The sequence below is a fragment of the Rhodococcus sp. NPDC006774 genome (genome assembly GCF_040636045.1).
Classification (GTDB): Bacteria; Actinomycetota; Actinomycetes; order Mycobacteriales; family Mycobacteriaceae; genus Rhodococcoides.
Map to the genome: position 1 here is coordinate 100,809 of NZ_JBEYIW010000002.1, position 12,181 is coordinate 112,989.

Below are 12,181 nucleotides of genomic sequence, written 5' to 3' on the forward strand. Positions count from 1 at the left end.
ATGCCCGGTCAGGCAGTGAGCGCGGCTGCCCCGGCCAAGGTGCCGAGGCCACCCAGAGCAGCGGGTACCACCTGCAGGCCGTCGAGGAATTTCAGACGCGCGTGCAGCGCGATCGACTCCTGAATCGGATTCCACAGCGGCGGGCCGGCTTGAGCGAAGCCACCACCGATCACCACCATGCGTACGTCCATCAGTGCGACGGCCGACGCGATCGCCTGACCCAGTGCCACTCCGGCGCGCTGCAGTGAGGTGATGGCGACCGGCTCACCGGCGGCGGCATCGGCGGCCAATTCGGTTCCGGTGCTGCCGGTCCAACCCAGCTCGCGCGCCCATCGCACTGCCGACGGCCCACTCGAGACGGTTTCCACGCATCCGATTCCGCCGCACGCGCAGGGCGTCGTCGAACCGGGAACGACGATGTGGCCGATGTGCCCGGCGTTACCGCTGGCACCGGCGACGATCTTCCCGCCCAGTACCAACCCACCGCCGATGCCGGTCGACACCACCAGACTCAGCACGTCCGGAACTCCTACGGCGGCACCGAAGCGGTGCTCACCGAGTGCCGCTGCGCTGCCGTCCATCGCGAGGCGGACGTTGGCTTCGGGGAAGACCTCGGCGATGTGATCGCGCAGACCGAAGCCGGTCTTCCACTCGTCGATGTTGATCGGTGCGACCGACCCCGTCTCGAGATCCACCGGACCGGAGCAGGCGACGCCGATCCGAGTGACAGTCGCGGATTCGGTCGTGTTTCGAAGCAGCTCGGCGCAGGCGTCCCAGACATCGGACTCGGGCGTCGGCACCGTGACCGGATTCTCCGGCCGCCCGTCGTCGCCGACGAGTGCCGCCGTCATCTTGGTGCCGCCGATGTCGAGTGCGAGTGCCGTCATCGTTCCAGGCTATGTGTTCGGTTTCAGGACGAGGACGAGGTTGCTGCCGAGGAACTCGCGGAGTACCGGAACGCGCATCATCCACCATGCCCAGCGGGGGTGGTAGCGCGGGAATGCGGCCAGTAGCGTTGCGTTGGGAGTGCTTCGCGCCCAACGTAATCCGTCTGCGGCGCTGATGTCGAACAGTGATTCGCCGAATCGATTCTTCGGTTCGTGACCGGTGGTGCGGGCGTAGCGGCGGGCCGCGTACTCGCCGCCGAGGTAATGCCAGGGCCGGGTCTCGTGGCCGCCGAACGGACCGAACCAGATGGTGTACGAGAGGACCGTCAACCCGCCGGGCTTGGTGACCCGCAGCATCTCCTCGGCCATGGTCCACGGCTCGCGGACGTGCTCGGCGACATTCGAAGAGAAGCAGATGTCGACACTGTTGTCACGGAACGGTAGTGCCATGCCGGAGCCGCGCACCGAACCGGGAATCTGCAGACCCGCCGCGTGCATCTCGGAGGCGTCGGGCTCGACGGGCAGGTAGCGCGCGCAGCTCGCACCGAAGACCTCGGCGAAGTATCCGGGTCCGCCGCCCACGTCCAACACGGTCGCCGCGGACATGTCGGTGCCGGTCAGGCCCCGATACAGATCGCCGATCAGCTCCACGGAATCGCGGGCCAGTGCGCCGTAGAAGATGTCGGGAGCACTCTGCTCGTGTCCGAAGTCCTTCAGCAGACTCACCGAGCGGCGCAGTGTCGCGCGAGAGGCGAACAGACGTGTCACGGCGGAAGTCACGAAGACGAACCCTAGCGGTTACTGTGGCAACGGTAATCGACGGCGGTCGAGAAACGAACATGCGGAAATTGGGTGAAGCGGGCTGTGCGCGAGGTTCTGTTGCTGTGCTGGCGCGATACCGGGCACCCGCAGGGCGGCGGCAGTGAGCGATACCTCGAGCAGGTGGGCGCAGGTCTGGCTCGACGCGGCGTCCGCGTCACGCTGAGGACGGCGTCGTACCCCGGAGCTCCCGCCGAGGAGATCGTCGACGGGATTCGCATCAGTCGCGGTGGTGGACGCTTGTCGGTGTATCCCCGCGCCCTGGCCGCCATCGCAGCCGGCCGGCTCGGATTCGGCCCGCTCAAAGGCATTGCACCCGACGCGGTGATCGACACCCAGAACGGCATTCCCTTCTTCTCACGTGCCGCGCTCGGCGTACCGGTGACATTGCTGGTGCACCATTGCCACCGCGAGCAGTGGCCGGTCGCGGGTCCGCTCATGGCCAAGCTCGGGTGGTGGCTCGAATCGACCGTGTCCCCGAGAGTCCACCGCCGCAATCAGTACCTGACGGTGTCGTTGCCGTCCGCGGACGAGTTGGTCGCGCTGGGCGTCGACCGCGAGCGCATCGCCGTGGTGCGCAACGGAGCCGACGAGATTCCCCTGGCGGTGCCCGAGGGTGACGAGAGCACCCGCACCGCGCACCCGTCGCTGACAGTGCTGTCCCGGTTGGTTCCGCACAAGCAGATCGAGGACGCCCTCGACGTCGTCGCCGCGCTGCGGGGCCGAATTCCGAACATTCACCTCGACATCATCGGCGGCGGTTGGTGGGAGCAGAACCTCCGCGACTACGCGAGTGAACTGGGGATCGATCGATTCGTCACTTTCCACGGTCATGTGGACGAGGACCGCAAGCACGCGCTGCTAGGTCGCTCGTGGGTGCACGTGATGCCGTCCCGCAAGGAGGGTTGGGGTCTGGCGGTCGTCGAGGCAGCTCAGCACGGCGTGCCGACCGTCGGCTACCGAAGTTCCAAGGGCCTCACCGATTCGATCATCGACGGCGTCACCGGAGTTCTGGTGGGCGGGCTTTCGGACAGTGAAGAGGACCGGGACGTCTCCGGTCTGACCGCTGCCGTTTCGGAGCTGCTGCAGGACGCCGAAGCCCGAACTCGCCTGGGCGAGAAGGCGCGAGTGCGCGCAGGGGAGTTCTCCTGGGAGCAATGCGCCCAAGGCGTCTACTCGGTGCTCGACGCGACGACGCGTGGCTCGTGGTCGTCAGGTCTGGTGGGTGCGCAGCACTCGGATTCGGCCCAGCAGTCCTACCGCTAGTCCGCCGAGAAGTAGTAGTGCCCAGGCGAGGTGGGCAGCGATCACGGCTGCAGCTGGGCGGCTTTCGGTGAGCACGGGATCGGGTACTCGGTAGAGCGTGAGTTGCTCGTCGGAGTACGCGATATCCAGTGAGTTCAGTGTCTGCGAGGATTCGCCGAGCTCGCCGGGGGTGGTGTTCTCCACCAGTACCCAGCCGACACCCAGCTGTGCGATCACGTTCATGGATTCGCCTGCGAGCAGCGCATTCTGGACCTCTGTCGCGCGCGCCCCCTCACCCCGCACCGTGCCGCCCGCGACGATGAGCTCGCCGGTCTGCAACACGTCCAACGGCAGCATCCGCGGCGCAGGATCGAGAACGGGAGCACTGCCGCTGTACGGAAAGCGGCGGAACATCCCGGCCGGTAGTACCGCGACATCGCCTGCGCTGCCCTGCACTTCGTCTGCGACCGCCTGCCAGGACGCCGGGTACGCCACCGGCCGCATCGAGTTCCCGACGCCCCAGGCCAGGTCGGGTAGTGCGATCAGCAGGGCCAGTATCGCAACGGCGCTGCCGAATCGGGTGCGCTGGACCGCGCTCAGCGCGGTTGGTTGCACCGGATTCGGTCGACGCCGGGGAGTAAACGCAGCCGCGGCGGCCAACGCATAGATCGGCATCGCCAGCGCGACCCATTTCTGCGAGTCCCGGAGCAGACCGGCACCGGGCACCGTCTCGCCCAGAGCCCGGGCGACTGCCAGCCCCGGTCCGGTCGCTGCCAGCGCAGGAGCTGCAATGGCAAGCAACGCAACGACAGCGAGTCCCAGGATCACCGGATTTCTTCGGCGCCTGATCAGCGGCCGCACCCCGAACGCGACGACGGTCAGCAGCAGCGCCGTGCCTGCGAACGCGAAAATGCTTGTACGAGTGGCGGGTACAGCATCGGAATTCCAGATTCCGCCGAGGCCGGCCAGGGAACCCAGGGTACCGAGGCCGGGCTCGGCACGAGCCGCGAACGCCGCCCACCCCGCAGGATCCGTCTGCTCGACGCCACCGCCGGACACCGCCGTCGCCACCAGCCACGGTGCCGACGCCACCGCCGCCAGTCCGGGGGCGCCGACCACGCGCAGGCCGCGTCGGGCACCCCCGGGGAGGGCGAGGACCACCAGGGCGATGGTCGCGGCGAGCAACGCGCCGGTGGGGGTGAGCCCGGCAGCAGCGAGACAGACTGCGAGCGCCCACCAGGAACGACTCTGCCGGACGGCGAGCGCGGCGACCACGGTCCACGGCAGGGCGGCATAGCCGACGAGCAGGCTCCAATGCCCCTGCAGCAGTCGCTCGGCGACATAGGGGTTCCACACCGCCACCGTCGATGCAACGAGCAGCGCGGGTAGTGGGGCTGTCGGCAGTACCTTCTGCGCCATGACGGCCGCGCCCCATCCGGTCAGCCACAGGGCCAGCAGCAGAATCGTCTTGACCACCAGGCCACCGTCGAACACCATCGTCAGCGCGGCAATAGCGGCGTCCTGCGGAACGGCCCGCGCGGCCGCGTCGGCGATTCCCAAGGCCGAGTCGGTGAAGTAGGAACGGGGAGTGCTGACGGCGTCGCGCAGCAGGAGATAGCCGGGGCCGAGCAGCGGGCCGAGAATCACCACGGCGAGCAGCAGGCTGTAGAGCGGCGGTGTCCACCTCGACCTCGACCACGCCATGATCGGCACCCTATACCGTGGGCTCATGTCTTTCCGCGCCTCGTCCGAGGCAGACCACACGGCGGGTGCCTCGGTCGCCGGGATGGGGATGGTGACCGCCGGTTCGATGTTCGCGAACGTTGCGGCATACCTGCTGCAGGTTCTCGCGAGCCGGATGCTCGGCGTCGAGGGCTACGGAGAATTCGCGAGTCTGCTTGCTGCGCAATTGGTTCTCGCGGTTCCGGCGTTGGCGTTGCAGTCCGTCGTTGCGCGTGAAGTGGTGCGCGGGCGCAGTTCTCGTGAACTGCGAACAGTGGGGTATCGGTGTGCGGCGGTGGTGGGGGTGCTCGCTCTGGCACTGGCCCCCGCACTGTCCGCGGCCATGGACGTCTCGATGGCGGCGACCGTGTCTGCGGTCATCGCTGCGCCGGTGCTGGTGCTGTTGGCCGCCGAACAGGGATTGCTGCAGGGACGTGGGCGATTCGGAGCCCTGAGTGTGGTGTTGGCCGCCGCAGGATTCGGCAAGGTGGCTCCGGCCGTGCTGGTGTTGGTGCTCGGCGGTGGGCCCGGTTCGGTTCTGTTGGCCACGGCCGCGGGCATCGGCGTGGTGGCGCTCGGTGCGCGGTGGACGGCCGGGGTGCCGGTGAACTCGGTGTCGGAAACCAAGGTCACCGTTCTGGCCGTGCTGCAGGCCTCGCAGGTGCAGTTGGTGTTGATCGCGATGTCCGCGCTGGATCTGGTGCTGGCGCGCACGCTGCTCAGCTCCAACGAGGCCGGGCTGTACGCCGTCGGAGCCGTTGCGTCCAAGGCGGCGTTCTGGTTGCCGCAGGCCGTCGGTGTCGTGCTGTATCCGCGGATGGCGAACCCGCTGCATTCAGCCTCCGCTGTGCGGTCGGCTCTGGCCGTCGTCGCGGGGCTCGGTACGGTTCTGGTTATCGGCGGTGCACTGGCGTCTCCGCTGTTGCCGTTGGTCGTGGGCGATACGTATTCCGGTGTGCAGGAGTACGTCTGGCTGTTCGTGCTGCAGGGTGCGTGCCTGGCCGTGCTGCAGAGCGCATTGCTGTGGGCAATCGCGGGCGAACGCACCCACCTCGCTCTCGTCGCCTGGTTCGCCCTCGGCGTCGAGGTATTGCTGTTGCTGTTCGTGGCGTCGACGCTCGCGCAGTTCGTCGTCGTCGCGGCAGTGACTGCCGCGGTGACCATGGTGGTGGTGTGTGGGTTGGTGTTGTGGGGGAACCGCGTCAGTCCTTCGCGGGTCTGATCTCGCTGAGGATCTCGAAGTCGACTTCGCCGGCCAGCGCCAAGTAGATCGGCTGCGAGACATGGCCGTTGGACAGGGACAGTCGACCGCGGGCACCGGTGAACGACACCGAATCGGAGATGGATTCGATGACGCCCACATCGGTGGTGCCGGCCCTGTTCACCAGTGCACCCAGCAGCTTGATGCCCTCGTAACACGATTGCCCCAGAGCACCGACGATCGGCGCGTCGACGCCGAACGCACGGGCGAATCGGCCGGAGAATCCCAAACTGTCTTCGGTGGCCAGTGTTTCGAAGTATCCCGAGGCGACATAGAGCCCGTGTGTGTTCTCTCCGCCTGCCGCGATCAACATGTTCTCGTCCATCAGCGGACTGAGCCGAACGCATCGGACGTCGAGTCCCGCTGCAGCGAATTGCTGATGGAAGTACACCGCGTCGTCGCCGAGGAGCAGAACGACGGCGCCGTCGGCCCCTGATCGTTCGAGCGCGCCGACGGAGGTGGCGAAGTCGGTGCTGCCGACCGGCCTGAACTCGGCGTGCACCACGCTGGCCCCGAGTTCCCGGAGCCGGGCGGCCGCGATGGTGGCGCTCTTACGCGGCCAGACGTAGTCGTTTCCGACGATTGCCCACCGTCTGCGTCCGAACTCGCGGACCAGGAAGTCCAGTGCCGGGACGAGTTGGTTGGTGGGTGTCTCGCCGGTGATGAACAGACCCGGATAGCGGTCACCGCCCTCGTACAGGGACGTGTAGACGTAGGGGATTCGGGTCGTGGCCACCGGAATCACGGCTCGACGGACTGCCGAGGTGTGCATCCCCGCGACTGCGTCGAGGGTGCCTGCGTCGAGCAGGGTCGAGACCTCGTGGGCGACGGCGGCCGGGTCGCGACCGCCGTCGATCGAGATCAGCTCGACGCGCCGGCCGAGTACACCGGCGGCGGCATTGAGTTCGTCCCGTGCCAGCTGGGCCGACAGTTCACTCGACGGGCCGACCAGGCCGAACGGTCCGGACATCGGAAAGATCAGACCGACGCGAAACGTGTCGAACCGATCGCTGTTCATGGTGCTGTCCGTCCGATCCGTGTCGATTCGCTGCTCGCTTCGCCCTAGAATCGCTGAGGGAGACTGTAGCGCCGCAGGCGAGGTAAGAGCAGAGGGGCATGATCGCGTGAATCACGACGAGGCTGGTTCGGCCGCTCGTTTGCTCACCGTCGTCGAGCGCGCCGTCTCGGACCGGTTGCGCGGTGCGCTCGTCCCGTGGGAGCTCGATCTCGAGGAGTGGCGGGTGCTGTCGTTGCTGTCGGACGGCGAAGGCCACACGATGGCCGAAACCGCGGAGTTCGCGCTGCTCGCGCCGCCGACGCTGACCAAGGCCGTCAATCGGCTGGTCTCCAACAATCTCGTGCACCGTCGTACCGGCACCGTGGATCGTCGTCAGGTGCTCATTCGCCTGACCGCGCGTGGGCGCGCCAAGTACGACGAGGCGGCTCCGGTCATGGAAGCAGTCGCGGCCACTGTGTTTCCGTCCGAATCCGAACGTGAGCAGTTGCAATCCTTGCTGCGCTCTCTCGAGACCAACGCGAAGGCGTCCTCGGTCACCCTGTGATCGTTGCCGGGTTCCGGCATCGGCTCGACTTCGGCAGTCCCTCGCCTGGTCGTGAACTTTCGTGATCTCCTTTTAACATGTTTCACGTTGCAATAGTGTCCACGGAAAGTATTGTTCCGATGCAGCGCAGCCAGCGCTCTCACCGCGAACCGAAGTGGACACCAGTTCATGAACATGAAGAAGTACTTCGAGGGGCCAGCGACCAGCCTCGACGACCAGATCGAAAGTTACGCAACCTCTCGCGTGCCCGACGATCAACGATGGCGACGGCCGGCGATACTGCTGGTGCTCACCGGCAACGTCACCGCGATGTTCTGGTTCGCGCTCGGCGGCCAGATCGGCTTCCTGGTGGGGTGGCCGATGTTCCTGATCCCCGTCGCCTACATGGTGATCGGCGCAACGCTGGTCGGCAGCCTGATCATGCGTATTGCCAGCCAGGAAGGCCTGTCGCTGCCACTGCTCACCCGCGGACTCGGCTTCGGCACCAAAGGATCGGCCGTGGCCTCGCTCGTCTACGCCGTGAACTACGTCTTCTACTTCATCTTCGAGGGCAGCATCGTCTCGCACGGCCTCAGCGAACTCGCCGGCATCGACATCAACTCTGCCTGGGCGACAGTGGTGTTCGCACTGGTCGCCCTCGTTGCGCTGTTCTTCTCCTGGCGTGGAATGCACTCGATGAACATTCTGCAGCGGTTCGGTATGCCGATCTTCCTGATTCTGTTCGCCATCGGCATGTACATGCTGGCCAGTGGATACGTCCTGGTGGGGCCGGGCCAATGGGAAGCCACCGGCGGGTTCACCGCAACCGCGATGTGGCAGGCGTTCAGTCTTGCGAACGGACAGGTGGTGTTCCAGGCTCTCATCGCCACCGACTACGGACGTTTCGTCAAGAAGAGCGTCGGCTACGTGGGCACCGCGGGGCTCATGCTCGCGGAGCTGCTCATGATCGTCGTGGTGATGATCCTCGGTGTCTTCCTCGGCTTCACCATGTTGCGCCACTTCACCGGAAGCACTGCCACACCAGAACTTTCGGCCACCGATCCTGGGCTGTATTTTGCCGTCGTGATGGGACTGCTCGGCGTGATCTTCGCCGTTGTCACCCAGGTGCGCATCAACGTGATGAACCTGTACTCCGGGTCGCTGGCACTGTCCAACGCCTGGGACGTGCTCTCGCCCCGCAAGGTCGGACGCCAGTGGTGGATGGTCGCGCTACTCGTCGTCGGCGTGCTCTGCTACCCGGTCAACATCCTGCAGTACACCGACAAGTTCCTGGCCGTCACCGGGATCATGACCAACACCTGGATCTTCATTCTGCTCGCCGATTACTTCGTCTGCCGACGAATGCTCGGCCTCGCACCGCGGAACAACATCGAGTTCCGCGAAGGGCGAGTGCGTAATTGGAACCCCTGTGGCATTTTCGCCATGGCGGCAGGCGTGGCCGTGGGCGGACTCGGCGTGTTCGGTCTCTACCCGTCGTACTACGCCTCGTTCATCGCGATGTTCCTCGGGCCCATCATCTACATCTCACTGACGATGGCAACGCGGGGGAAGTACTACGAACCACCTGTCTCCACCGAAGCTCCGACAATCGAAAGGACTGTGACGTCATGACATTCACCGCAGCGGCCATCCAGTTCGAACCCACACTGTTCGCCAAGGACGCGAATGTCGCCGCGCTGGCAGAGCTGGTCGACAAGGCCGCTTCCGACGGAGCCGAATTGATCACCACGCCCGAAATGGCCACCACCGGTTACTGTTTCCATGATCCCGAGGAGGCATCGACCGTCGTCGAGCAGATCCCCGGGCCCACCACCGATACGTTCGTCGAGATCGCGGCCCGTCGCGATTGCTACATCGTGCTGGGGATGCCGGAAGTCGATCCGACAAGCGGGTTGTTCTACAACAGCGCAGTTCTCATCGGACCCCAGGGAATCATCGGTACCCATCGCAAGACACACCCGTACATCGCCGAGCCCAAATGGGCAGCTCCGGGGAACCTGGGCCATCAGGTGTTCGAGACCAGGCTCGGCCGAATCGCGATGCTGATCTGCATGGATCTGCACTTCGTGGAGACCGCTCGGGTGGTCGCACTGCAGGGCGCCGACGTGATCTGCCACATCAGCAACTGGCTGGCCGAGCGAACTCCGGCTCCCTACTGGATCAGTCGAGCCTTCGAGAACAACTGCTACGTCATCGAGAGCAATCGATGGGGACTCGAACGGACGGTCCAATTCAGTGGCGGCACATGCATCATCGAGCCCGACGGAACCGTCACCGGCCGGATCGACGTCGGCAACGGCATCGTCGCCGCCGAGATCGACATTCGGCGTACCCGCGAGTGCGGGCCCGCGCGTCGACCTGAGCTGTATCGGGAACTCCAGACGAACACGTACACCTGGAACCCTCTGGACTTCTTCACCCTGTACGGCCACTCGCCGCTGCCCGCAGGTGAGACGTCTGCGGTGACCGTGGTGCAAAGCACTCCGGGTACATCGGTCGAGAGCAACCTCGCGGACATCGAGGCCTGGATCCAACAGGTCTCCGGCACAACGGATCTCGTCGTCTTTCCCGAGCTGTCGATCACCGGACCGGTCTCGGCAGCTCGACCGCCTCGCGACGTCGCCGAGACCGCCGACGGGCCCTCGCTCGCACGGATCGCGGACCTCGCGGTTCGGCACGGCATGTCGATCGTCGTCGGCATCGCCGAGCGCGACACCGACACCGAGCGGGTGTACAACTCGGCCGTCCTGCTCGGAACCGACGGAGCCCGCACAACCTACAGACAGATCCACCTGTCCGCCGAGCATGCGCCGCTGTTCGACGCCGGCGACACCTGGGCGGTCGTCGATCTGCCCCTGGGACGAGTCGGTCTCCTCGTCGGCAACGATGCGCTGCTACCGGAATCGGGCCGAGTGCTCGCGCTGCGCGGGTGCGATCTGATCGTCTGCCCATCCGCACTGGCGGGTACCTTCGTCGGATCGCACCCCGGAACCGAGATTCCGCTCGCCGCCGAGGTTCTCACCGGGCCCGACGCCACCCACTGGCACCATATGCGCGTACGCGCCGGCGAGAACAACGTCTACTTCGCTTTCGCGAATGCCGTCGACCTCGACCGCGGAATCACCGGACACAGCGGAGTGTTCGGGCCGGACACATTCGCATTTCCTCGAACGGAAGCCATCGTCGATGCATCCGAACCCGGCCACGCGACGAGCGTTGTCGACACCACCAACCTCGACGGGCCGTACCCGACCAACGTCGTACGACGCAAAGACCTCGTCCTGATGCGGCAACCCCACCACTACGGGATTCTCTCGACCGCCTGAGAAAACACCAGTGGCGTGGTTATGTGCCCCCACGGGCACCTAACCACGCCACTGACCAACCGGGTCGTTCCGCAGGCTCCACTCCTGCGTAGCGCACCTACTCCTTGTTGAGGTTCGTCCTCGGAATCTCTTCCGTGCGATCCGTCGTCCAATCACGGTTGCTCGACGGAGCGGGAGCGGTTCCGCCACCGGGGGTCGGTCGCGGAGTGTTGTCCGCTCGGGCCGGCTGACGGTGTCCACCGTTGCCACCGCGCAGGAGTAGAAACACTCCGGCGATCAGCGAGATGACACCGAGAATTCCGGCAATGATCGGGACGGTGCGGCCGAAGAGCGAGATCTGATCCTGGCCGTCCTTGGCCTGCTGGATCTGGTATTCGACCGTGTTCTCGTCGAACGTGATCGGAGCGTTGAGGACGTCGACCTCGGGTTGGCCCGCCTCACGTCCGTAGTACTGGTGAATCTGCTCTTCGCCCTTGACGACGACGCCGGTCTCGGGCTCGACCCACAGGGTGCGGGTGTTCTCGTACCAGCGGGTCATCGTCACCGGCGCGGCTCCACCCTCGACACCCCAGGTGTCGGCGGGCAGGGTGACCTTGTTGGTCGGCAGGTTCACCACGGTCGACAGATCGACGGGGCCGACGGTCTGCTGGTACTGGTACACCGGCGTGCCGTTGATCTCGGTTGCCTCGACGAAGTCGATGTCCTTGGTCGCACGCGCATTGACGTCGAAGTACGGGTAGCTCTTCTGTTCCGAGTTGAACGGGAACTTGTACTGCAGTCCGGTGTGGGCCACCTCTTCGGCGGGCGCGTTGCCTGCCACCTGGATGGTGCCGATCGGGCTCTCGACGGGCATCGACGTCTTGCGGTCGATGGTGACGCGGTCGACGCTTGCGGTGAGCAGTCCGGTGTCGGCCTGCTTGTCGCTGCGACGCAGAGTCTGGCCTGCCTGCAGCGTCATAATGTCGGCGTCGGAGGGATCCTCGACGGTGACGAATCGCTGGGAGACGAGGGGAACGTTCTGGTCGACCACTGCGCGACCTGCTGCAAGGGAACTCGCGTTCAGCACGCTGCCCTCACCGGTGGAGACGGTGGTGACTTCGAGGTCCAGCGGCGTCTTCTCGAGCGCCGAAATGGTGTAGGTGGGGATGAGGATGGCGGCGACCACCAGAAACGCGCCCAAGCCGATGAGTACGAGGGCAAGTATCCGGCTCGGCCCTGAGCGCTCCGCCATGCTGTATCTCCTTAGTTGACCGCTTCATGGAAGACACCGCGGGCGGGAAACACGTGCGCCCCGACCCGATGCCCGATTTATTACGACACGTCGCAGGTGACAGTAACAGTCGACAGTGGCACCGGTCT

The 12,181-nt window shown here is 65.7% G+C and carries 10 protein-coding genes; 5 read left to right on the plus strand and 5 right to left on the minus strand.

Going from position 1 to position 12,181, the window contains the following annotated elements:
• Nucleotides 1–8 precede the first annotated feature (8 nt).
• Together ABZ677_RS03500 and ABZ677_RS03505 are read right to left on the minus strand one after the other, a co-directional pair.
• A complete protein-coding gene (locus tag ABZ677_RS03500) occupies nt 9–887 on the minus strand; it encodes an ROK family protein (protein WP_358366635.1) in 879 nt (292 codons plus the stop codon).
• 9 nt (nt 888–896) lie between these two features.
• Entirely contained in the window at nt 897–1,667 is a 771-nt protein-coding gene (locus tag ABZ677_RS03505) for a class I SAM-dependent methyltransferase (RefSeq protein ID WP_256986535.1), read from the minus strand.
• Nucleotides 1,668–1,751: 84 nt separating this feature from the next.
• On the opposite strand from ABZ677_RS03505, the gene ABZ677_RS03510 reads away from it, so the two are divergent.
• A complete protein-coding gene (locus ABZ677_RS03510; RefSeq protein ID WP_358367214.1) occupies nt 1,752–2,972 on the plus strand; it encodes a glycosyltransferase family 4 protein in 1,221 nt (406 codons plus the stop codon).
• On the opposite strand, the gene ABZ677_RS03515 is transcribed toward ABZ677_RS03510, so the two are convergent.
• Nucleotides 2,919–4,682, minus strand: coding sequence for a hypothetical protein (locus tag ABZ677_RS03515; protein ID WP_358366637.1), 1,764 nt, complete (start codon nt 4,680–4,682; stop codon nt 2,919–2,921). The genes ABZ677_RS03510 and ABZ677_RS03515 overlap by 54 nt on opposite strands.
• Here ABZ677_RS03515 and ABZ677_RS03520 point away from each other — a divergent pair.
• Nucleotides 4,681–5,895: a polysaccharide biosynthesis protein gene (locus ABZ677_RS03520; protein WP_179274834.1), complete on the plus strand. Its 1,215-nt coding sequence runs from the start codon at nt 4,681–4,683 to the stop codon at nt 5,893–5,895. The genes ABZ677_RS03515 and ABZ677_RS03520 overlap by 2 nt on opposite strands.
• Here the strand turns inward: ABZ677_RS03520 and ABZ677_RS03525 are convergent.
• Nucleotides 5,876–6,952 carry a substrate-binding domain-containing protein gene (locus tag ABZ677_RS03525; protein ID WP_358366639.1) on the minus strand — a complete coding sequence of 359 codons (1,077 nt, stop codon included), beginning with the start codon at nt 6,950–6,952 and terminating at the stop codon, nt 5,876–5,878. The two genes, ABZ677_RS03520 and ABZ677_RS03525, sit on opposite strands and share 20 nt — an antisense overlap.
• 106 nt (nt 6,953–7,058) lie before the next feature.
• Between ABZ677_RS03525 and ABZ677_RS03530 the strand changes: the two genes are divergently transcribed.
• From ABZ677_RS03530 to ABZ677_RS03540, 3 genes are all read left to right on the plus strand, one after another.
• On the plus strand, nt 7,059–7,496 hold the full coding sequence (locus tag ABZ677_RS03530) for a MarR family winged helix-turn-helix transcriptional regulator (RefSeq protein ID WP_094635230.1): 438 nt from the start codon (nt 7,059–7,061) through the stop codon (nt 7,494–7,496).
• Between the two features lie 168 nt (nt 7,497–7,664).
• A complete protein-coding gene (locus tag ABZ677_RS03535) occupies nt 7,665–9,107 on the plus strand; it encodes a cytosine permease (RefSeq protein WP_358366641.1) in 1,443 nt (480 codons plus the stop codon).
• On the plus strand, nt 9,104–10,822 hold the full coding sequence (locus ABZ677_RS03540; protein ID WP_358366643.1) for a nitrilase-related carbon-nitrogen hydrolase: 1,719 nt from the start codon (nt 9,104–9,106) through the stop codon (nt 10,820–10,822). Before ABZ677_RS03535 ends, ABZ677_RS03540 begins: the two co-directional genes overlap by 4 nt.
• 97 nt (nt 10,823–10,919) lie before the next feature.
• Here the strand turns inward: ABZ677_RS03540 and ABZ677_RS03545 are convergent, their stop codons facing one another.
• Nucleotides 10,920–12,053 carry a DUF3068 domain-containing protein gene (locus tag ABZ677_RS03545; protein WP_037195929.1) on the minus strand — a complete coding sequence of 378 codons (1,134 nt, stop codon included), beginning with the start codon at nt 12,051–12,053 and terminating at the stop codon, nt 10,920–10,922.
• Nucleotides 12,054–12,181 lie beyond the last annotated feature (128 nt).